Origin of the sequence: Helicobacter sp. 11S02596-1, assembly GCF_002272825.1 — a bacterium.
GTDB lineage: Bacteria > Campylobacterota > Campylobacteria > Campylobacterales > Helicobacteraceae > Helicobacter_J.
The window spans coordinates 15,377-35,492 of the sequence record NZ_MLAM01000008.1; the positions used below are offsets into that span (position 1 = coordinate 15,377).

The 20,116-nt window shown below is 41.6% G+C and carries 25 protein-coding genes; 14 read left to right on the top strand and 11 right to left on the bottom strand.

All coding sequences use genetic code 11. The annotated features are described in order from the left end of the window. Window positions 1–250: 250 nt before the first annotated feature. From BJI48_RS05885 to BJI48_RS05890, 3 genes are all read right to left on the bottom strand, one after another. Window positions 251–754, bottom strand: a complete 504-nt coding sequence (locus BJI48_RS05885) for a ferritin (RefSeq protein WP_095332925.1) — start codon at window positions 752–754, stop codon at window positions 251–253. Between the two features lie 84 nt (window positions 755–838). Then, window positions 839–994 carry a hypothetical protein gene (locus BJI48_RS09450; RefSeq protein WP_180763066.1) on the bottom strand — a complete coding sequence of 52 codons (156 nt, stop codon included), beginning with the start codon at window positions 992–994 and terminating at the stop codon, window positions 839–841. Then, a complete protein-coding gene (locus BJI48_RS05890; RefSeq protein WP_095332927.1) occupies window positions 991–1,527 on the bottom strand; it encodes a hypothetical protein in 537 nt (178 codons plus the stop codon). The genes BJI48_RS09450 and BJI48_RS05890 overlap by 4 nt, the downstream gene beginning before the upstream one ends. A 97-nt stretch (window positions 1,528–1,624) precedes the next feature. Here BJI48_RS05890 and luxS point away from each other — a divergent pair, with 97 nt between their 5' ends. From luxS to BJI48_RS05905, 3 genes are all read left to right on the top strand, one after another. Then, window positions 1,625–2,122, top strand: coding sequence for an S-ribosylhomocysteine lyase (luxS, locus tag BJI48_RS05895; RefSeq protein WP_095332929.1), 498 nt, complete (start codon window positions 1,625–1,627; stop codon window positions 2,120–2,122). A 296-nt stretch (window positions 2,123–2,418) separates the two neighbouring features. Beyond that, window positions 2,419–3,093 carry a hypothetical protein gene (locus BJI48_RS05900; protein WP_095332931.1) on the top strand — a complete coding sequence of 225 codons (675 nt, stop codon included), beginning with the start codon at window positions 2,419–2,421 and terminating at the stop codon, window positions 3,091–3,093. Window positions 3,094–3,111: 18 nt separating this feature from the next. Beyond that, window positions 3,112–3,765, top strand: coding sequence for a hypothetical protein (locus BJI48_RS05905; RefSeq protein WP_095332933.1), 654 nt, complete (start codon window positions 3,112–3,114; stop codon window positions 3,763–3,765). Window positions 3,766–3,908: 143 nt separating this feature from the next. On the opposite strand, the gene BJI48_RS05910 is transcribed toward BJI48_RS05905, so the two are convergent. The 7 genes from BJI48_RS05910 to ribE all read right to left on the bottom strand — a co-directional run bounded on the left by BJI48_RS05910 (window position 3,909) and on the right by ribE (window position 10,873). After that, window positions 3,909–5,060: a DegT/DnrJ/EryC1/StrS family aminotransferase gene (locus tag BJI48_RS05910; RefSeq protein ID WP_095332935.1), complete on the bottom strand. Its 1,152-nt coding sequence runs from the start codon at window positions 5,058–5,060 to the stop codon at window positions 3,909–3,911. Window positions 5,061–5,102: 42 nt separating this feature from the next. Then, window positions 5,103–5,867 carry a MetQ/NlpA family ABC transporter substrate-binding protein gene (locus tag BJI48_RS05915; RefSeq protein ID WP_095332937.1) on the bottom strand — a complete coding sequence of 255 codons (765 nt, stop codon included), beginning with the start codon at window positions 5,865–5,867 and terminating at the stop codon, window positions 5,103–5,105. Between the two features lie 25 nt (window positions 5,868–5,892). After that, window positions 5,893–6,663, bottom strand: a complete 771-nt coding sequence (locus tag BJI48_RS05920) for a MetQ/NlpA family ABC transporter substrate-binding protein (RefSeq protein WP_095332939.1) — start codon at window positions 6,661–6,663, stop codon at window positions 5,893–5,895. Window positions 6,664–6,689: 26 nt separating this feature from the next. Next, window positions 6,690–7,334 carry a methionine ABC transporter permease gene (locus BJI48_RS05925; protein ID WP_095332941.1) on the bottom strand — a complete coding sequence of 215 codons (645 nt, stop codon included), beginning with the start codon at window positions 7,332–7,334 and terminating at the stop codon, window positions 6,690–6,692. Window positions 7,335–8,345: 1,011 nt separating this feature from the next. Continuing rightward, a complete protein-coding gene (locus BJI48_RS05935; protein WP_180763067.1) occupies window positions 8,346–9,410 on the bottom strand; it encodes an ATP-binding cassette domain-containing protein in 1,065 nt (354 codons plus the stop codon). 106 nt (window positions 9,411–9,516) lie between these two features. Then, window positions 9,517–9,798: an EscU/YscU/HrcU family type III secretion system export apparatus switch protein gene (locus tag BJI48_RS05940; protein WP_095332949.1), complete on the bottom strand. Its 282-nt coding sequence runs from the start codon at window positions 9,796–9,798 to the stop codon at window positions 9,517–9,519. Between the two features lie 454 nt (window positions 9,799–10,252). Further along, window positions 10,253–10,873 carry a riboflavin synthase gene (gene ribE, locus BJI48_RS05945; protein ID WP_095333115.1) on the bottom strand — a complete coding sequence of 207 codons (621 nt, stop codon included), beginning with the start codon at window positions 10,871–10,873 and terminating at the stop codon, window positions 10,253–10,255. Between the two features lie 108 nt (window positions 10,874–10,981). Between ribE and BJI48_RS05950 the strand changes: the two genes are divergently transcribed. The 11 genes from BJI48_RS05950 (at window position 10,982) to mrdA (ending at window position 19,396) form a co-directional block, all read left to right on the top strand. Beyond that, complete coding sequence (locus BJI48_RS05950) at window positions 10,982–11,752, top strand: TatD family hydrolase (protein ID WP_257874413.1); 771 nt, start codon at window positions 10,982–10,984, stop codon at window positions 11,750–11,752. Window positions 11,753–11,869: 117 nt separating this feature from the next. Beyond that, window positions 11,870–12,985, top strand: coding sequence for a lytic transglycosylase domain-containing protein (locus BJI48_RS05955; RefSeq protein ID WP_095332953.1), 1,116 nt, complete (start codon window positions 11,870–11,872; stop codon window positions 12,983–12,985). Window positions 12,986–12,988: 3 nt separating this feature from the next. Continuing rightward, window positions 12,989–13,951: a septal ring lytic transglycosylase RlpA family protein gene (locus BJI48_RS05960; RefSeq protein WP_343286666.1), complete on the top strand. Its 963-nt coding sequence runs from the start codon at window positions 12,989–12,991 to the stop codon at window positions 13,949–13,951. A 4-nt stretch (window positions 13,952–13,955) separates the two neighbouring features. After that, window positions 13,956–14,540, top strand: a complete 585-nt coding sequence (gene hisB / locus BJI48_RS05965; protein ID WP_095332955.1) for an imidazoleglycerol-phosphate dehydratase HisB — start codon at window positions 13,956–13,958, stop codon at window positions 14,538–14,540. Continuing rightward, window positions 14,537–15,031, top strand: coding sequence for an HAD hydrolase family protein (locus tag BJI48_RS05970; RefSeq protein WP_095332957.1), 495 nt, complete (start codon window positions 14,537–14,539; stop codon window positions 15,029–15,031). Before hisB ends, BJI48_RS05970 begins: the two co-directional genes overlap by 4 nt. After that, a complete protein-coding gene (locus tag BJI48_RS05975) occupies window positions 15,006–15,569 on the top strand; it encodes a hypothetical protein (protein ID WP_095332959.1) in 564 nt (187 codons plus the stop codon). Before BJI48_RS05970 ends, BJI48_RS05975 begins: the two co-directional genes overlap by 26 nt. Further along, complete coding sequence (gene lptA, locus BJI48_RS05980; protein WP_095332961.1) at window positions 15,566–16,096, top strand: lipopolysaccharide transport periplasmic protein LptA; 531 nt, start codon at window positions 15,566–15,568, stop codon at window positions 16,094–16,096. The genes BJI48_RS05975 and lptA overlap by 4 nt, the downstream gene beginning before the upstream one ends. Continuing rightward, complete coding sequence (gene yihA, locus BJI48_RS05985; RefSeq protein ID WP_095332963.1) at window positions 16,093–16,713, top strand: ribosome biogenesis GTP-binding protein YihA/YsxC; 621 nt, start codon at window positions 16,093–16,095, stop codon at window positions 16,711–16,713. The genes lptA and yihA overlap by 4 nt, the downstream gene beginning before the upstream one ends. A gap of 1 nt (window position 16,714) precedes the next feature. Beyond that, window positions 16,715–17,188 carry an N-acetyltransferase gene (locus BJI48_RS05990; protein WP_095332965.1) on the top strand — a complete coding sequence of 158 codons (474 nt, stop codon included), beginning with the start codon at window positions 16,715–16,717 and terminating at the stop codon, window positions 17,186–17,188. A gap of 8 nt (window positions 17,189–17,196) precedes the next feature. Next, on the top strand, window positions 17,197–17,631 hold the full coding sequence (locus tag BJI48_RS05995; protein ID WP_095332968.1) for a hypothetical protein: 435 nt from the start codon (window positions 17,197–17,199) through the stop codon (window positions 17,629–17,631). Next, entirely contained in the window at window positions 17,606–19,396 is a 1,791-nt protein-coding gene (gene mrdA / locus BJI48_RS06000) for a penicillin-binding protein 2 (protein ID WP_095332970.1), read from the top strand. Before BJI48_RS05995 ends, mrdA begins: the two co-directional genes overlap by 26 nt. 49 nt (window positions 19,397–19,445) lie before the next feature. Here the strand turns inward: mrdA and serB are convergent, their stop codons facing one another. Further along, a complete protein-coding gene (gene serB / locus BJI48_RS06005; protein ID WP_180763068.1) occupies window positions 19,446–20,096 on the bottom strand; it encodes a phosphoserine phosphatase SerB in 651 nt (216 codons plus the stop codon). Window positions 20,097–20,116 lie beyond the last annotated feature (20 nt).

Here is a 20,116-nt window from a genome sequence, read left to right on the forward strand (position 1 = left end):
TGTTCTTTGGCTTATCTCGTGTTATCTGATAACAAATGCGGGATTTATTGCCAATCTCGGCCCCATCGCTAACGCTAAAACCCTTGATTTGAATAATTATCGCTTCGATTGTTCCCTGCTCGTTTCTTTAAAAATGCCAAATATGCAAAAAATATTTAAACTATAAAATGATATTGCTGGGGGATTTGATTTAAAAAATGATAAAAAAGTGAGAGAGTGGTTTCAGATGGCAATTGCCATCTGAAATTGGTTATGATTTTCGTGAGAGTGCGATATTTTTGATGTATTGGTCAGCGAGATAGAGCCCGTTTCCGTTATCCCCTATCAACCTGATTTTATCAACAATACCCCTAAAAAGTGCTTCCTCTTCGTGTTGCTCATTCACATACCATTGGAGGAAGTTGAATGTTGGGTAATCTTTGGATTCCAACATATGATCAACGAGTTCGTTGATAGAAAGTGTGATCTTTTTTTCGTGATCATAGGTTTTTTCAAATACGTCCAGCAAACCTTTGAAATTGCTTTCTGGAGCATCGATTTTTGCCAACTCAACGTGAGAATCGGTCTCATTCAAATAGGTGATGATCCTTTTGGCGTGATCGCGCTCTTCTTCTGCGTGATCAAACAAAAACAACCCAGCACCATCAAAGCTATTCTCATAGCACCAAGAACTCATACTTAAATACAAATTTGAAGAAAACATTTCTTTTTCAACTTGTGAATTTAATAATTTTACTACTTCTTTTGATAACATTAAAGACTCCTTACAAATTAAATTTGTATCATAATTGTATCATAAATGAGAATACAAAAGTAAATGACACAAAAATATGAGATTTCATTCTTGAATTTCTTCGCATTTTTGGTTGCACTGATCGCCCTCACACATCATTTTACATTCAATCGCATTAAAATTTTTTTTGGCTGGGGGCGTTTTTGGGGCGCAACCAAAAAGCAAAAAAGCAAACAACAATAGACTGGAGGCTATCTTCATTTTACATCCGTCTGAAAGCTACTTACAGCCGAGTTATACGCTGCCTTAAAAGCTTCTGCAATCGAGTGATTTTTGTCATCTTGCGTAATTGAAGCGTCTTGCCCGATACTTAAAATCTTTTTGCCATTGATTCGGATCGCATTTTTACCCACAAAAATCTTTGTGGTCATTTGGTTTTTTAGCGACAAGGTAATTTCTGACTGGATAGTGTTTCTCTCTTCGGAGCTGGCAATTTTCTCACTTGAAGAACTTTGAATAGAAGTTTTATAAGTGATTTTTGTTTCATAGGTGTCTTTATCTGGCTTATCAGTGAGGACCAAACAATTATCTTGCAAATTTTTATCCAACAAGGTTTTGATAAACTCAGGGGTAATATCAAGGTCATTTTGCCCAGCAGTGATAGACTCCAGATGGATTTTTGCGAGGGGAGCGGGGCATTGCTTCATCGGAAAAGAACTGGTGGGTTTTTCAGGTTGGACACACCCAGCTATCACTAACAAAAAAAATGTGCCAAAAGAGAGGAGATATTTCATATTTTTTCCTTATTTGCTTGAGTTTGAATTTCTATTATATCCCAATATATCCCAAGCTTGGATATAATAGAATTTTTATTGAAATCAAGGAGTTTTTATGCCGTTATTAGATAGTTTTAAAGTCGATCATACCATTATGCCCGCCCCAGCTGTGAGGCTTGCCAAAAGTATGGAAACCCCAAAAGGGGATAAAATATCTGTTTTTGATTTGAGGTTTTGCCGACCCAATCAAGAGATTTTGAGCGAGCGGGGTATCCATACGCTCGAGCATTTATTTGCGGGCTTTATGCGCGAACACCTCAACAATTCTAACGTCGAAATCATCGATATTTCCCCGATGGGCTGTCGAACGGGTTTTTATATGAGCTTGATTGGCGAGCCTGATCCTTATGATGTCAAAGACGCTTGGGAAGCGAGTATGCGAGATGTTTTGAGGGTCCAAGATGAAAAAGACATCCCTGAACTCAATATCTATCAATGCGGGACTGCCAAAATGCACTCACTCAAAGAGGCTCAAGATATTGCGCGCGATATTTTAGACAAGGGCGTGGGTGTGATGAATACCCAAGATTTGCTTCTCAAAGACTTCAAATAACCCCAAAATCAACATTTTTTCAAGCAATAGGCGTGGTTTAAGGATTTTTAAAAATCCCCAAGCCACTGCTTGAAAGCCTAAAAACTATCTTTATTGCTTTGCTAAGAACACTAATGGTCTATTATTAATAATATTTTCCATTTTTATTATTAAATAAGTAGCAAACCCATAAAAAATATATTAAAATTATAATGAATTTTTAAAATAGAATTTATGGAATTTTGTCGCCAGTATTTATAGAAATTGAAATATCAAGCACCAAAATTCTAAAAGATTCAAAAAAATAAGGAGAGATAATGGGGAAAATAGTTTCTGCTTGGGCGATGGCATTGTGTCTTTGTGTCGCCACCCTAGCGACAGAGCCAAAAAATGGGACAAATCTGGAACAAACAGAACCACCCACACAAGAGCCACAAACTGCCGAAAACACCAAAAATCAACCAAAAAGCGAAGCCATAGATCAAAATAAATGGAATTTCTTGGCTAGGAGCGTGCCTCTTGCGATCTATTTTGGAAAACAAGTTTATGCCATCAATGTTGTCCCCCTTGAAATCGGGGCGAATTATAATATCCTTGATCGCTTGAGCGTGGGGGCTTTGATAGGGTTTGGTCTGCAAACGACTATCCCTAAAGCACTCTGGAATCTTCTGCAGGATCCAAAGGCTGAATTTAGCATTGATGATTCGCCCTATCTTGGAGCGGGTATGTTTATCCCTATGGAAATCATCGTGGATTATGCCATCACCAACTTTGCGAAACGATCCAAAAATATCAGTATCTATGCGGGTGCGGGGTATGATTTTTCTATATACAACTATGGTGCAGGGTATAGCAAATTACGCTTTGATATTGGGATTCAATTTGGCAGATTGGGCTTTCGATTTTCTTGGGTTCCTTATATGGGAAGCGATACTATCAAGCTAAATGGGCAAAACTTTGGGCTTGCCTTTGCCTACCAATACCATCGATAAAAACATAAAGGAATGATAATGAAAAAACTATTCAAAAAATTTATCCCTATCATTGTTTTTGCCTCGTGTTTGATTACGCTAGGCAATGCCTTTGGCATTGAAGAAAAAACAGGCAATACCTATGCGTTTCAATTTGGCTATACCTTTAATAATGAGACCTCGCTCCCTGACAATACGACACAAGCCATCACATCTAATGGCAAAAGCACGGGCTTTGCGTTTGCTCTCATCAATGGTTATGAAATTTTTTTCACACCAATGCACGGGTTGAAAATCTCCCTAGATACCGGATTCCAATATCTATCAGCAAATAACAATACACTATCAATGATCTATAAAAAGCAAGAATATTTGTTTGATTTTAGCTTAAACTTGGATTATCGGATTGATTTTTACCATTCTGGAAACTGGGATATTGGCGCTTTTGGCGGGGGCGGTTATGGCTATAGTATTGATTATCTCAATAATACCCCAACGACAAATGCACTTTACGAAGATTTTGTTTTTTCTGAAGTAATCTTTGCTGGGGGCTACAACCTCCAAGCCGGCTTTATCTTTACCAACAAAAACAAAACCCAACTTGAAATCAATATCAAATACAAAAACAGAAGTAGCAAGCAAGCTGACATCAGCAATCTAGCCACTTATGCAAGCATTGGTTGGAAATTTTGACTTGCATTCTCAAGATTCAAATAAAAACCTGGTGGTGTTGGCAAAATAACCCCACCCATCAGGCTTGCAACCCAACAAAATCCCAAAAAACGAGATTTTTAAATCCCTCTAGCCATCTCTTAGTCTATTTTGTAATCAAAAACTTATCTTGCAAGCTCGCCTGCAAATGCGTGCAATTTTTCAGCGATATAGGCGACTTCCTCTCTGCTGATATGTTCCCCGATGGGCAAGCTCAAGATTTCAGAGGCAAAATTTTTGGCATTTTGATTGGAAGCAACCCTGCAATCAGGGTGTTGCAAGATGGCTTCTAGGCTTCCTAAGTCTTGCGGATAATGCACCCCACAAGCCACGCCATTTTTTGCTAGATACTCCACCAACATTTTTCTTTTGCCACGCCAAATTTTTGCCAACCGCACCACATACAAATGCCACACATTATTGGCTGGCAAATCCCCTGCTTTCGGCAAGATGATATTTTCAAGCCCGCCTAAAGCCTCACCATACATCTTCGCACAAGCCTGACGGGAAGCATTGACCTCATAGAGGCGAGCAAGCTTGATGTTTAAAATCCCTGCTTGCATACTATCTAAGCGAGAGTTTCTCCCGATACGAGCGTGTGCGTATTTGGTATTATTTCTAATGCCGTGATTAGCGATCTCTCGGGCAACTTCAAGCAATCGATTATCATTACTCACGATCGCACCCCCATCACCATAAGCGCCCAAATTTTTGCCCGGATAAAAGCTAAAACAACCCATATCGCCGATACTCCCAACGCTTTTGAGTTCGTTTTTGTAGAGGGTTTTTGCCCCGTGGGCTTGGGAACAATCTTCAATGACTTTCAGAGAATATTTTTGGGCCATAGCCATTACCATAGTCATATCACACGCCCGCCCATAGAGATGGACAGGCATTATCGCAGCAGTGTTGGGAGTGATGGCATTTTCTAGGGCTTGCCTATCGATGAGATAATCTTTATCACAATCAACCAAAACAGCCCTGTGTCCAGCATTTAAAATGCTTTCTACCGAAGCAAAAAACGTATTAGATGGCACGATAATCTCGCTTTTTTCTGGGAGTGCCAACGCTTTAATAGCGATTTCAAGCGCATCCGTGCCATTTCCCACACCCACACAGCCTTTTGTCTGGCTAAATTGTGAGAAATTTTTTTCAAATGCTTGGAGATGTTTGCCCCCGATAAATTCGCCCGAAGAAACGATTTCAGAAATGAGCGAATCGATTTGAGGCTTGAGGATATTGTATTCTGCGGGTAAATCAAGGAATTTGATTTGCATTTTTGTGCTAGCTAAATGTTTTTATACAGCATTAAGCCCCAGCTAAAATGCTGGAACAATCTCGCCTTGATATGTCTTAATAATAAAATCTTTTACTTTTTGACTTTGGAAGGCTTCTTTGAGCTTGAGAATACTTTTTTTGTTTTCATCACCAGCACGCACGACCAAAACATTCGCATACGGGGAATCCTTGCCCTCGCTAAAGATAGCATTCTTGGGGCTAAGTCCTGCTTGGAGTGCGTAGTTTGTATTGATCACCGCGCCATCAAGATCGCCCAATGCTTTAGTCAGCATTGCCGCTTCTAAGGGGCGGATCTTGATATTTTTTGGATTTTTGATAATATCAAACTCAGTCGCATAGAGATTTGTAGGATCTTTTAGTGTAATAAGCCCGTGATTATGTAATAAAATCAACGCCCTACCCGCATTACTAGGGTCGTTAGGAATCGCAATATTTGCTTTGTTAGGGATCTCATCGATGGATTTGAATTTTTTGGAATAAAATCCCAAAGGCTCGACGTGGATTTTTGCGATAGAAACCAGATGGAGATTCCTGTCTTTATTGATTTTGTCCAAATAAGGCTGGTGTTGCATAAAATTTGCGTCCAAAGATTTATCAGCAAGCGCAAGATTGGGCGTTACATAATCAGTAAATTCAACGACTTTTAGATCAATGCCCTCTTTTTTTAGTATGGGGACGATGAATTTTAGGATTTGGGCGTGGGGGACTGGCGTTGCCCCAACTTTGAGCGTTTCAGCACCAGCGAGACTCAGACTAACCAGCAAGATGAAGATGATTTTTTTCATTGTTTTCCTTTCTAAAAAATTTATTTTATTGCGCAGGGATGATTTGCCCTTTGTATTTTTCCAATATAAAGTTTCTAACTTCAGGACTCAAAAGAACTTTTTGGAGTTTGAGAATATCAGGATTGTCTTTATTATCCTCTCTAGCAGCCAATACATTGGTATAGACAGATTTGTCATTTTCGTGAAAAAATGCCTGGCTCAAGCTCATCCCTGCTTGGAGGGCATAGTTAGCATTGATAACTGCAGCATCCACGCCGTCTAAAACCTTGGGAAGCATTGCGGCTTCGACTTGTTTGAATTTGAGTTTTTTGGGATTTTCTATGATGTCAAACTCCGTAGAATCAAGATTCGTAGGGTCTTTGAGCTTGATGAGCCCATTATCATTGAGGAGTATCAACGCACGGGAATAATTTGTCGGATCATTTGGCAGTGCAATGACAGCTTTATCCTTGATACTCGCTACACTTGTGTATTTTTTGGAATAAAACCCCAATGGCACGACATAAATAGGATGGAGAGCGACAAGATGAAAACCTCTGTCGTGATTCATTTTTTCCAAAAATGGCTTGTGTTGGTAGAGATTAGCATCGCTTGAGCCTTCATTCAAAGAAACATCGGGTGTAACATAGTCTGTGAAGCTTTGGATAATGAGATTTACGCCTTGCTTAGCCAAAATCGGCTTGGCAAATTCGAGGATTTCAGCAGCTGGAACAGGCGTGGCAGCTACTTTGAGATTGCCCGCAAACGCACTCACACCGAGTGCAAAAAAAAGTGCGATAGATTGTGTTATTTTCATTTAATTTTCCTTGTTAATTTTTAATTTTATTTATATTTTCTGAGGCGCTTGACTATCAAATCCCCGCTTGTCTGGATGACTTGGACCAAAACAATGATGGTAATAACCGAATAAAACAATACATCGGGGCGATAGGTCTGATAACCAATGCGAATCGCTAAATCCCCCAGCCCGCCAGCTCCAACAGCCCCTGCCATCGCCGAATAGCCTATCAGAGAAATCGTCGTGATAATGAGGGCATTGACTAGCGAGGGCATACTTTCAGCAATCATCACCTTGATGATAACAAATTTATTTGCACCCATACTTAACGTAGCTTCGATGAGACCTTTAGGGACTTCAGCCAAAGCACCTTCAAAAAGTCGCGCCACAAAAGGGATCGCTGAAATACAAAGCGGGATAATCGCAGCCGTGCTCCCAATGCTCGTGCCGATAATAAGCCGAGAAAGTGGCAACAGCAAGATAATCAAAATGATAAAAGGAAACGATCTTGCGGTATTGACAATCCCGCCGAGGATTTTATTGAGCGTTGGCATTGAGAGGATACCACCTGCTTTGGTAATCTCGAGAAACACCCCGAGAGGCAAGCCAAAAAGCACCGCAAAAATACACGAAAAAAACACCATATAAATGGTCTCAAGCGTTGCATCAAAAATCATATCGAAAATCATCTCACACCTATATCCTATAAGATTATTTTTACTCGATTCGCTTAGCGAATCTGAAGACCGCTCCGCAAGGCAAAGCCTCGCTTCGCTCCTAAAGTTATTTTACCCACCCACCCGTTTTATATCCTGCTATCGCAGGAATATCAACCCGTTTTCTAAGAGTCTTTTGATTTCTACGATGAATCCAAAGGGCGAATTAAAAATCCCTAGTTTTGTTTTCTTCTTGAGAGGGGATAAGAGGCTTAAATTGCGAAGTCCGCCCCTTATCCCCCTCAAACTCCCCCAAACCCTGACCCGCTCCCTTAGTGGATAGGGTGAAAGTGCGTAGATTGCTCTTTTGGTAACAATTCTAAAACTGCTTGCAAACCAAAGTCCGCTACGCTTTTTAATCCCGCATTGCATTGGGGGCGTGTCGGGGGGTAGGGGTTCTAAAGGGGTCTTTTTGACCCGCCCACCCATTAAGGGCGGACTTCGCAAGGAGAGGCGTAAAGCCAGAGCCAACTGCTTGGCTCTGGTAGCCTCGCACGCCGATTGCCTTATGCTTCGTAAGAAGTATGGCAATACGGCTAGCCCCCCTGACCCCTTTCTAGCTAGTATAAGAAACAATAACTAGAAAACACTGCTATGGAAAAAACATTATGCCTACTCGATTCAGTTTAAAAACTGAATCTGAAGACCGCTCCGCAAGGCAAAGCCTCGCTTCGCTCCTAAAGTTATTGGGTTATATCCTGCTAACGCAGGAATATCAACCCGTTTTCTAAGGTTTGGAAACCTTATCCGCCAACAAACCAAAGCCCTCTACGCTTTTTCGCCCTATCCACTAAGGGGTGGGTCAGGGGATTTTACCCGCCCTGCGAACTTCATAAGAAGTATGGCAATACGGCTAGCCCCCCTTGTCCCCCTCAAGGAAAAACAAGACAAAGGAATCTTTAATTTGCCTTGAAGCTCTTTTTTCTTCGCTCCTAAAATTTTTTGACCTGCCCGCCCGAGTTATTCTAAAGCTACGCTCCATCATCAACTCGTTCTCTCAAGGTCTGTAGCAGTATCGAAACTTTGGATTGTCAAGCCCTTTTGGTTTAGGTATTCCAATGAGGCTAAAATCGCATTTTCTTCCCCACCAAACTGGATAATCAAATGCCCGATACTCTCTGTGGCTAAATCCTCAATATTGCCCGACAAAATATTCGCATCAATGCCAAAACGCTTGATAACATCTGAAATCAAGGGTTCATTGGCATTTTCTCCCGTAAAGATGATTTTATACACATTTTTTTGATCCTTAAGATGAGAAAAAATATGCGCATCATCGGCAGGCGGGAGATAGGAGATGAGTTCTTTGGTAACGGCGTGCTTAGGATTGGCAAAAAGTTCGTGCACCAAACCCCTTTCGATGATCTCTCCCCCGCTCATCACACACATTTGATTGCAGATTTCTTTGACAACTTCGATCTGATGGGTGATCAGAACAATGGTGAGAGAAAATTTTTTTTGGATATCTTTCAAAAGCTCCAAGATGGATTTTGTTGTTTTAGTATCCAATGCGCTCGTGGCTTCATCACACAAAAGGATTTTGGGGTGATTGGCTAATGCCCTCGCGATGGCGACGCGTTGTTTTTGCCCGCCACTAAGCTGGCTAGGATAAAAACTCGCCTTGTCTTTTAGCCCGACTAAATCCAAAAGCTCCCCAACACGTAGAGCGATATTTTCACGTTTCCAGCCTGCGATTTCAAGCGCAAAAGCGATATTTCCAAACACATCTCTTGAACTCAAAAGATTGAAATGCTGGAAAATCATCCCCATTTTTTGACGGATTTTTTGGAGTTCTTTGGGTTTTTGGCTAAGCAGATCCACCCCATCGATGACAATCTCGCCCTCGCTGGGTTCTTCGAGGCGATTGATGATACGAATCAGCGTGGATTTTCCCGCTCCAGAATACCCGATAATCCCCATAATATCGCCGGCTACAACCTCTAAATCAAGATTTTTGATCGCACAAAAGCCATTGGGATAGGTTTTTTTGATATTTTTTAAGCTAATCAAACCATCCTCCTTATCATTGCTTTGAAAACAGAACCCCATTTAAAAACTTTGTGCGATTTTATATTAATATTTTAAAAACACAAATTGTATTTGAGATTTATTTCTGGATTCTGTCTCAAAATGTTACAAATATTCTCATTTTATTCTAGTTTTCAAGCGATTTGCTCAGCTGGCAAGAGGATTCGACATCTTTTAGCCAAATAAAGATTTCGACCACGCTGGCATAAAGCTCCTCAGGGATGGATTCATCAATGGGGATTCTTGTTAGCGATTCTGCCAAAATGGGGTTGGCAAAAATAGGCACATTCAATTCTTTTGCTTTCTTGATGATGGTTTTTGCGATTTCACCCACGCCAGAGGCGATGACTTTTGGGGCAGCGTCGGTTTGAGAATCATAAGCAAGGGCAGCAGCTCTTGGGGTTTTCATTGTTGTCTATCCTTTATATGTTTTACTCGGTTTAATTTTTTCTCTGAAAAATTAAACCTGAAGACCGCTCGCAGGAGCTAAGCTCCCGTTCGTTCCTAAAGTTATTGGGTTATAACGGCGTGCGTTGCACTTCGTTATCAACCCAGTTTCTAAGGTTTTTACTCGGTTTGTTTTTAAACAAACCTGAAGACCGCTCGCAGGGAATAAATCCCCGCTTCGCTCCTAAAGTAAGGGCGTATGCTATGCTCCTATCGGAGCACAAACGCATCGCCGTGCGGAGCTACCAAAGACAAGCAGTTGTCTTTGGCTTAACGCTCCTCCTCTCACACCCAGCCAAAGGCTGTGCGTTCGAGATAGATTTCTAAGGTTTGGAAACCCTATCTACCCACAAATCAAAAACCACTACAAGCAAATAACCCCGCACCCGTAGGTCTCTAAGCTCACACGCCCCCATTCAATACCCCAACAAAATCGAATCAATTTCTTTCCACGAGCTAACATTGAGCGTTTTATCCCGCTTTTTGAGGAGATGGGCGATACTGCGGACCAGCACATCCGTTTCGATATTGACCCGCCTGTGGGGTCTATAGGTGTGAAAAAGCGTTTGTTTTAGCGTATAGGGGATAATAGTGAGTTTGAAGCCCTTTTCAAAAACCTCTGGCACGGTCAAGCTAATACCATCGATGGTTACCGAGCCTTGCGGGATGATGAGACTAAGAATTTCTTTGTCAGCGTGAATAAAAAAATCGGTTTGATTTGCCCTTTTTTCGATCCGCTCAATGATCCCGATCCCATCAATATGCCCTTGGACAAAATGCCCATCTAATCTTGAGTTTGCCTGCAAAGCCGGTTCGATATGCACGAGATTTTGATAATTTTCTAGGGCGATTTGGGTTTGGGTATGTGCGCTTAGTTCAAGCCCAAAACCATCTTCAAACACCGCAATAGCAGTCAAGCAAGCCCCATTCACCGCGATACTATCGCCAATGGTTGGTTTATAATCGGCTTGCAGATACAGCACATTATTTTCAAATTTTTTTACTTTTGCAATCTCACGTACAAGCCCGCTAAACAAAATCATATCCTTTGAATGCCCGTTGTCAAATACTAAAAATTTTTGACTAAAATGGCGTTTGTTAAAAATAAAATTCTACCACAAACAAAAAAAGGAAAGAGGTGTGGCGTGATTGATACGCATTGCCATTTGGATAATGAGCGCTATGAAGACGATTTGGAAGCCGTCATCAATCGTGCCTTTGCCTTTGGTGTCGATAAAATCATTATCCCCGGGGCAGACACGAAAGATTTGGCAAAAGCTATCGCCATTGCTGAAAAATATCCCCCAATCTATTTTGCTGTAGGCGCTCATCCTGATGAGATCGCAGGTTTTAGCGTGGATTTTTTTAGGGATTTTTTGAGCCATCCCAAATGCGTGGCTGTGGGTGAATGCGGGCTTGATTACTACAGGCTTCCCCCACAAGAAGAGAGGCAAGATTACAAAAATGCCCAAAAAGAAGCGTTCATTGCCCAAATCAAGCTCGCTATCGCATTTGATAAGCCCTTGATTGTGCATATTCGGGAGGCGAGTTTTGATGCCTTTGAAATTTTAAACCATTACCCTCAAGCCCGGGGGGTTTTGCATTGTTTTAATGCCGATGCGATTTTGCTCGGGCTATCAAACAGATTTTATTATGGCATTGGCGGGGTGGCGACATTTAAAAATGCCAAAAAAATTGTCGAAATCCTGCCTCAAATCCCCAAAAATAGGCTTTTGCTTGAAACCGATGCCCCGTATTTGAGCCCACACCCATATCGGGGCGAACGCAATGAGCCAATGCGTATCCCGCTTATTGCCACTAAGATCGCTGAAATCTTAGCAATAGATGTGGCTTCACTCGCCTCACTCACGACCCAAAATGCTTATGATTTGTTTGGCTTGGCTATTTGTGAATGATGGCGTGATAACTGGTGTTGGTATGCTTTTGGCTAGTATTTGTGTGCAATGTTTTTTGATTTAAGCATTTTTAAAGTAAAATGCACACCATTTTGGATTTTTAAATCAGGGAGATAAATGAAGTTAAAAACAATGATTTTATTATCATCATTGTCGTGTTTATGTTCATCAAGCTTGCTAAAAGCGGATTTCAATAGCTTGGTTTATGATCGCTTCAGTGAAAATATCTTAAATTCTTTTGATGTCAGCGGGGCATTTTTGGCTGAACTCAAGGCAAAAAACTCCCTCAAAACCAATAGTGCCGAAGGGCGCTGGGATTATTTTTTGCAAAAATTTGATTCTAGCTATGAATTTATCCCTATCCTCAAAAGTATGATCGCCCAAGCAGGCATCCCGCAAGAATTTTTATTCCTCGCGATGGCAGAATCTGAATTTTCTACCCGCGCCTACAGCCCCAAAAAAGCCTCTGGGATCTGGCAATTAATGCCAGTAACTGCCAAACAGCTCGGGCTAAAAATCAATGATTATATCGATGAGCGGCGCGATCCTATCAAAAGCACGCAAGCAGCGATTAAATACCTGCAATTTCTCTACAAAATAACCGGGCAGTGGTATCTAGCGGCGATGGCGTATAATTGCGGTGTGGGGCGACTGCAAAAAGCCATCAAAGAAGCCAAAACCACCGACATTGATGTGCTTTTAGATGATAAGAAAAAATACCTCCCCAAAGAAACCAGAGACTATATGCGAATGATTTTGGGAATGTCTGTGGCATTCAACAATATCGACAAGCTCAAAAGCGAAGATAGAGAATATCTCCTCAATCGGGGAGCGATGAACACTCTTGCAAGCGTGAATATCAAAGCCGGCACGCTCCTAGAAAGCATTGCTAAGGGCGCAGGGATGAGCCTTGCTGAACTCAAAACTTACAACCGACAATTCCGTTATGATTTTTTACCCCCGGGCTACAATGAATACGCCGTTTATATCCCCTATGAAAAACTTGCGTATTTCAAGCAAAACTTCAAAGAAGAAGAAAATCCTAACGAAATGTTTGTCCTCCATAAAGTCAAGCAAGGTGAAACGCTCAGCTCGATTTCTAAAAGGTATAAGGTCAGTATCCAAGAACTCAAAATCACCAACAATCTCAAAAATTCCTTTTTATCTATCAATCAAAAACTCATTGTCCCTATCATCAGGAAAAATCATCAAAAACTAGCTCAAAAAGGCTAAGCATTGAAGGGATTTTTTTTTAGCGTAGCGGGATTTTTAGTTTTATTTTGGGGTTGCTCGCCTCAAAGTGTCTATAATGGCGGTATGGGTGCTTTTAGCGATTATGAAGCATTAGGGGCGTATCGATCCAAAAAATACACCTCCAACTACGCCAATCAGAGCTATTCTGATGGGTATTCTGGCTTTGGCTCGGGCAATGCTCCCGGCGATATGTTTGCAAGCTCAAATCCATCGATGTTAGAGGGAATGCGTGAATCTGCTGCGATCCAAAGGGCAACAATGCGCCCCTATCAGATAGCGGGCAAATGGTATTACCCCACACGTGTCGATGTGGGCGAAATCTTTGATGGCATTGCGAGCTGGTATGGGCCAAATTTTCACGCCAAAAAAACATCCAATGGCGAAATCTACAATATGCACGCCCATACCGCAGCGAGCAAAACCCTGCCAATGAATACGGTCGTGAAAGTCTATAACAAAGAAAATGGCAGAAGCACGGTGGTGCGTATCAACGATCGGGGCCCTTTTGTTGATGGGCGTATCATCGATTTATCCAATGCCGCAGCTAGAGATATCCAAATGGTCGATAAAGGCACGGCAAAAGTGAGGCTGGAGGTCTTGGGATTTGGCGGGATGATTTCAAAAGATTACGAACATTCCATCAGCAAAGATATGAGTGAATCAAAAACGTTCAAAGAAGAATTTAAAATCGGCGAAAGCAAAGCAAGCGTTGAGGGCGGGACATTTGCCCTACAAATCGGGGCATTCAAGAAAAAAGAAGGGGCGATTTCTCTAAAAGAGCAAACCCAAAATACCATCAAATCGAGCGATTATAAAATCGATATCAAAGAACCCAGCAATGGCAACGGGACATATCGGGTATTTATCAAAGGTTTCCAAAGCGAAGATGAAGCCCTTGATTTTGCCAAATCCAAAAACCTAGCGGGCATTATTATTCGGGAGTAAAACAATGCAAGAAATCACACGCAACACAAAAGAAACGCAGATAAGCGCTTCGTTAGAATTATACGGCAAGGGCGAGGGAAAAATAACCACAGGTATAGGTTTTTTTGACCATATGCTCGAGGCTTTTACGAAACATTCTTTGATGGATCTCCATCTAAAATGCACGGGCGATAGGCACGTTGATGGACACCATAGTGTCGAAGATTGCGGGATTGTCATCGGCAAGCTTTTGAGAGAGACAATCTATCCGATCAAAAGTATCGAACGATTTGGCAATGGTGCTGTCGTGATGGATGAGGCTTGCGTAGAATGCGATATGGATATTTGCAATCGGGCGTTTTTGGTGTTTGATATGAGCTGCCACGCTGATTTCAAAGGCAGGGTGGGGGATTTTGATGTCGAGCTTACAGAGGAGTTTTTTCGGGCTGTAGCGATGAATGCGGGCTTGTGTGTGCATATCCATCTCAAAAGAGGAAAAAATCTCCATCACATTATTGAGGCGACATTCAAATCCTTTGCATTAGCGCTCCGTCGTGCCCTAACGCCCAATGAACGTATCGCTATCCCTAGCACAAAAGGCGCACTATGATTGAGTTGATTTTGCTCGATGTCGATGGGACACTGACAAATGGCGAGCTTATCTACAATCACGATTTGATTGAAAGCAAAACATTCAATATCAAAGATGGCTTGGGGCTAGTGCTTTGGCAAAAGCTTGGCAAAAAAGTAGCTGTGATCTCTGGGCGGGATTCAAAAATCACAGCTTTTAGGATGAAAGAATTGGGTATCACCGATGTTTTTATGGGGATTTCTGACAAAGCGCTAATCGCTTCTAAAATCAAAGAAGAACTCCATCTAAAAACATCTGAAGTGGCTTGCATTGGCGATGATTTGAATGATTTGGCGATGTTTAAAGAATGTGGTTTGTCTTTTGCCCCCAGTGATGCAAGCCAATGGCTTCAAGAATCTGCCGATGTGGTGCTAAAAAGCCCGGGAGGCGCAGGAGCGGTGCGGGAAATGATTGAGTATATTTTATTAAAAGATGGGCTAAAAGATGAAGCACTTGGTTTCTACCAATAGCGTATTGAATTTTTTTTTAGCATTGTTTGTGCTAACGATCGCTTCGATATTCTTTTTTGCCCCATCAAAAAGATCTCAAACCCTCACAAACGAGGACATTCCCAAAATCGAGCTACGCAATTTCAATATGTATCAAGCCAATGGTGATTTTGTGGATATGAAAATCGAGGGTTCGCGGGCGTTGCAATTTGATGATTATGAGATTTTGTATGATTTTTTGGCAAGTCGCTATAATACACGATCTAAAAAAATATACGAATACATTAGCGGGGATAAGGTCATCAGAAAAGGCGATATATACGATTTCCCCAATGGAGCGGTCTATACCAAAAGCGATGGGGGGGGATTTTGGAGTGAAAAGGGAACTTATGATTATCGCAAAGAAATCTTTAGAGGCAAGGGGCATTTTGTCTTTGATTCTCCTGAGGGCGATGTTGAGGGCAAAAATATTATTTACAATCGAAAAACCCAGATGATTCAAGCGATCCATATCACTTCAGAGATTCATCTTAGTGATGGAAAAAAGGAGAAAAAATGAAAGCTATCCTTTGGTTGTTTTGCTTATCTTTGGGTGTGATCGCTTTTGGTCAAGAAACGCTTGAAGTAACTGCCAATAAATTTTTGAGCAACGATGCCAAAGGGATAATGGTCATCGAAGGGGACGTGCATATCAAAAAAGCCAAAGATACGCTTGAGGCTGACAAGGTGATTATCTATTCAGACAAAAAAAGAAAACCCCAATTTTATGAAGCCCAAGGCAATGTTAAATTCCATATTTTTATGGAAGATGGCAGGGAGTTTAAAGGGCATTCAGACAAACTCACCTACAATGCCCAAAATGGAGAATATCGCTTGCTTGAAAATGCCCTCGTCAATGAGGTAGGCAAATCCAACACGATTCGGGGCGAAGAAATCATCGTCAATAACGAAAATGGCTATGCCAACATACTAGGGAGCAAAAACAAACCCGCAAAATTCATTTTCAATCTCGATGAGATGGATCAAAAAGACACCACACCCAAAAACAAACAAACCCCACCCAATCCCGATAAAGACGCCCAATGATTACCATCAAAGAGGCAAAATTCCTCACTTCAGCCACCAGGCTTGCTGATTGTCCCCCGCCTGATTTGATGGAAGTCGTATTTTTGGGGAGAAGCAACGTAGGCAAAAGCACATTTATCAATCTAATTTTAGAAAAAAATCTAGCCAAAAGCTCCTCGACACCGGGCAAAACGCAATTGATAAATTTTTTTGGCACGACGTGGGAGAGGCAAGAGAGCGGGGAGATTTTTTCGATCCGTTTTGTGGATTTGCCCGGATTTGGGTATGCAAAAGTTTCCAAAGACACCAAGAAAAAATGGGAAAAACATCTTTGGGAATTTCTCAACAAGCGCATTTCTATCAAATTATTTATCCATCTCATTGATGCGAGGCATACCGGGCTAGGCATTGACAATGACGTGAGCTCGATGTTGGCAAATATCGCACGCGCTGATCAAAGAATTTTAGATATTTATACCAAATTTGATAAGTTAAAGAAGAACGAGCAGCATATTTTTTACCAAAAAGGCTGTCTGGTCGCATCAAATAATGATAAAATTATAGATAAGAGATTTGGGGGCAAAACCAAGATTCAAGAAATCATTTTAAACGGGGTGCTAGGGATTGACACAAACTAGTTTGGCAATACAAATACAAAAACCAGTGCTAAGCGATATCCCTTTGATGGGTGCGATGGTAGAAACAGAAGTTCAAAAAGGCTTGATACTCCCAAGAAGCCCCGAAGAAATGGCAACCTCGATACGATCGTATTTTGTTGCCAAGCAAGATGGCGTTCAAGATAATACTATAGTGGGATTTTGCGCTTTGCATATTTATTCTCCCATACTTGGGGAGGTCAGGAGCTTGGTCGTTGATGGGAAATACCGCCGTCAAGGCATCGCCAAAAAGCTTGTGAATGCCGTTTTAGCCGAAGGCAAAGCCCTTGGGCTTCAAGAATGTTTGGTCTTGACTTATTGTGATGATTTATTCAAACAACTCGGCTTTGAAGTCATTGAAAAATCATTATTGCCAAACCACAAAATCTGGGCGGATTGTATCAAATGCAAACATTTTCCAATTTGCGACGAAATAGCACTCTTAAAGAAGCTTTAAAAGCTTCTTTGCTTTTAATTTGCTTTTATTTTTATACCTGCTTGAGTGATATTTATTTGTTTTTGCCCCCGATGATTGGCTTCCTTTTTATTCTTTATATGCAAGCTTCTAGGGAAAATCGCTGGATTTTCACCTTTGCGATTGTGCTTTGTCTGATATTTTCTGAATTTGACCACGACAAAACCGCCGGGGTTTTGCCTATTGTTTTTGTGGTTACCAATTGGCTGGTTATCAAAAAATTTCGATTATTATTTGAAGACAATCTACTTTTTGTTTTTGTCTATGTTCCTTTGATTTATTTTGCTTATTTTTTTACTTTATATCTACTAAATATATTTGGAGGGAATGAAGATTCACTGGATTTGAGTTCCATCTTTATTTCTTATATTTTTTATGAAGCCTGTTTGGGTATTGCGTATGAAAAAATTAAACATCAGATATAAAATCCTCATCTCTATTTTTATCCTCGTTTGGATAGCCCTCATCACAAAAATATTTGTTATCACTATCAAATCCCACGAATATTTTGAAAAACTCGCCCAAAGAAATATGACAAAAAAAGAAATCCTTGTCCCCTCTCGTGGGCAAATACTCGATAGAAACGGCGAACCTTTGGCTATCAATGAACTCGGTTTTTCAATCCTACTCAACCCCTCGCTCAAAGATAAAGAATTAGAAAAACAAATCACGATCATCCAGAGCTTCTTCCCCAATGCCGATAGCTCAGAAATCACCAAAGCATACAAAAAGCAAGATTCCATCTACAACCATTCCCCTATCAAGGTCATCAATTTCATTCCCTATGTGCAAATGCAAAAAATCTATGCCCAAATGATCCAAAACCCCGATATTTTGGTCGAACCTGCCACCAAAAGGCTCTATCCCAATACCCTCTCGGCTTCCCACGTGATTGGCTATGTAGGCGCTGCTGATGAAGAAGATATCCAGAGCGATCCGGTGAGTAAATACACAGGAATCATCGGCAAAACCGGGCTAGAGAAAGAATACAATCTTTTTTTACAAGGACAAATCGGCTATCGTGTGATGGCAGTGAATGCTTTCAATCAAGAACTTGAAGTCTTAGAAGAACAAAAGCCTGAAACCCAAAATGACTTGGTTTTAAGCCTAGATATGCGACTCCAAGAAATCGCTGATACCGAGTTCCAAGACAAAGAAGGCGCTCTCATCGTGATGGATATTCACACCGGCGAACTCCTCGTGGCAGGAAGCTACCCTGAATACAATCTCAATGATTTTGTCGGCGGTATCAGCCACACCAAATGGGATGCCCTGCGTGAAAATATTTACAATCCCCTGCTTAATAAACTAGTCAATGCCCTCTACCCGCCCGGCTCTGTTGTCAAAATGGGCGTGGGGCTGGCATTTTTGGAATATGCGGGTATCAATGAAAACACCAAGATCGACACACCGCCTTATATCGAGCTTGGGGGTAGAAAATTTCGAGATTGGAAACCCTCAGGACACGGAAAATCCGATCTCACCAAAGCATTGCGGGAATCTGTCGATGTTTATTTCTACAAGCTTTCTCAAAATGCGGGGATGAATAATATCGCCAATGTCTTGCGACAAATGGGCTTTGGAGAAAAAACGGGTATCGATATCCCCAATGAATTTATCGGTATCGTGCCGGATCCTGAATGGAAGATGAAGCGCTATGGCAAGGTTTGGTATACTGGCGATACCGTCGTTACTTCCATCGGTCAAGGGGCATTTTTGGTTACGCCTATGCAGATAGCCCGATATACCGCCCTCATCGCTGGGGGGAGTTTGCCTACCCCGCATTTTGCCAAGATGTTTGGCAATAAAGCTGCTGATTATGAATCCAAAGATGTGCTCAATGATTTTCAAAAATCCAAGCTAGCTATTTTGCGAAAAGGGATGTATGAGGCTTGTAGCGTCCCAACAGGCACAGCTTACCGGCGCACACGGGGTTCAAAAGTCCCGCTAGCTTGCAAAACAGGCACGGCACAAGTGGTGCAAATCCCCCAAGAAGTCAAAGTCAGGATGAAAGAAAGCGAAATGGAATACTTTCGCCGATCTCACGCTTGGATCACAGCATTTGTGCCTTACAAAAATCCCCGATATGCCATCACTATTCTCCTAGAACACGGGCAAAGTGGCGGGAATGGCGGACCGATATTGGTAAAAATGGCAAATGCGCTTTATGATTTTGGGTATCTTGAATAATTTTCAAATCTATGGGTAGTATTGGCAGATTAGCGATTTTTGGGGCAAATCACACATAGGCAAGCACCTCTGTGAGGTCTTTTTTGTCGATGATGATATTGGCTTGTTTTTTCAAAACCTCTTTGGCACAAAATGCGATTTTTTTATCGGCGTAGGCAAACATACTCACATCATTAGCCCCATCGCCTACCACAAGCGTATCTGCAGGCAAAATCTTAAGCAAATCTTGGAGCGTGGCAAGCATTTCACCCTTTGAAGAGCCAAACATCATCTCGCCCCCAACCTCGCCAGTGAGGTAGCCATTTTTGCAATGGAGCGTGTTGCTAAACTCTGCATCGAGTCCAAGCACCTTTTTGAAATATATAGTTGCCAATTTGAACCCCCCGCTAAAACACACCACAAGATAGCCTTTGGTTTTTAAGCCACAGACAACCTCGTGAGCGCCCGGGTTCAAAGGGAGATTTTCACAGATTTGGCGGGCTTTTGTTTCAGACATTCCCTGAAGCATTTTCGTGCGGGCTTTGAGGCTTTCATAAAAATCAAGCTCCCCTGCCATCGCTTGGGCAGTGATTGTAGCGACTTGTTGCCCTACGCCGTGATGGTGGGCGAGGATTTCGATAGTCTCTCCGTCCATCAACGTTGAGTCAAAATCAAATACAGCGAGCTTAGTAGGCTTGATTGGGTTTATCGATTGGTTCATTCTTGCCTCCATAAAATTTG

Bases quoted from the DNA above. Each gene is read 5' to 3' on its own strand.
- BJI48_RS05910 (WP_095332935.1), bottom strand. From the start codon at position 5,060: ATGCAAATCAAATTCCTTGATTTACCCGCAGAATACAATATCCTCAAG.
- serB (WP_180763068.1), bottom strand. From the start codon at position 20,096: ATGAACCAATCGATAAACCCAATCAAGCCTACTAAGCTCGCTGTATTT.
- mrdA (WP_095332970.1), top strand. From the start codon at position 17,606: ATGAAAAAATTAAACATCAGATATAAAATCCTCATCTCTATTTTTATC.
- BJI48_RS05925 (WP_095332941.1), bottom strand. From the start codon at position 7,334: ATGATTTTCGATATGATTTTTGATGCAACGCTTGAGACCATTTATATG.
- BJI48_RS05955 (WP_095332953.1), top strand. From the start codon at position 11,870: ATGAAGTTAAAAACAATGATTTTATTATCATCATTGTCGTGTTTATGT.
- BJI48_RS05905 (WP_095332933.1), top strand. From the start codon at position 3,112: ATGAAAAAACTATTCAAAAAATTTATCCCTATCATTGTTTTTGCCTCG.
- BJI48_RS05885 (WP_095332925.1), bottom strand. From the start codon at position 754: ATGTTATCAAAAGAAGTAGTAAAATTATTAAATTCACAAGTTGAAAAA.
- BJI48_RS05915 (WP_095332937.1), bottom strand. From the start codon at position 5,867: ATGAAAAAAATCATCTTCATCTTGCTGGTTAGTCTGAGTCTCGCTGGT.
- yihA (WP_095332963.1), top strand. From the start codon at position 16,093: ATGATTACCATCAAAGAGGCAAAATTCCTCACTTCAGCCACCAGGCTT.
- BJI48_RS05940 (WP_095332949.1), bottom strand. From the start codon at position 9,798: ATGAAAACCCCAAGAGCTGCTGCCCTTGCTTATGATTCTCAAACCGAC.
- hisB (WP_095332955.1), top strand. From the start codon at position 13,956: ATGCAAGAAATCACACGCAACACAAAAGAAACGCAGATAAGCGCTTCG.
- BJI48_RS05975 (WP_095332959.1), top strand. From the start codon at position 15,006: ATGAAGCACTTGGTTTCTACCAATAGCGTATTGAATTTTTTTTTAGCA.
- BJI48_RS05900 (WP_095332931.1), top strand. From the start codon at position 2,419: ATGGGGAAAATAGTTTCTGCTTGGGCGATGGCATTGTGTCTTTGTGTC.
- luxS (WP_095332929.1), top strand. From the start codon at position 1,625: ATGCCGTTATTAGATAGTTTTAAAGTCGATCATACCATTATGCCCGCC.
- BJI48_RS05935 (WP_180763067.1), bottom strand. From the start codon at position 9,410: ATGGGGTTCTGTTTTCAAAGCAATGATAAGGAGGATGGTTTGATTAGC.
- BJI48_RS09450 (WP_180763066.1), bottom strand. From the start codon at position 994: ATGAAGATAGCCTCCAGTCTATTGTTGTTTGCTTTTTTGCTTTTTGGT.
- BJI48_RS05970 (WP_095332957.1), top strand. From the start codon at position 14,537: ATGATTGAGTTGATTTTGCTCGATGTCGATGGGACACTGACAAATGGC.
- BJI48_RS05890 (WP_095332927.1), bottom strand. From the start codon at position 1,527: ATGAAATATCTCCTCTCTTTTGGCACATTTTTTTTGTTAGTGATAGCT.
- lptA (WP_095332961.1), top strand. From the start codon at position 15,566: ATGAAAGCTATCCTTTGGTTGTTTTGCTTATCTTTGGGTGTGATCGCT.
- BJI48_RS05920 (WP_095332939.1), bottom strand. From the start codon at position 6,663: ATGAAAATAACACAATCTATCGCACTTTTTTTTGCACTCGGTGTGAGT.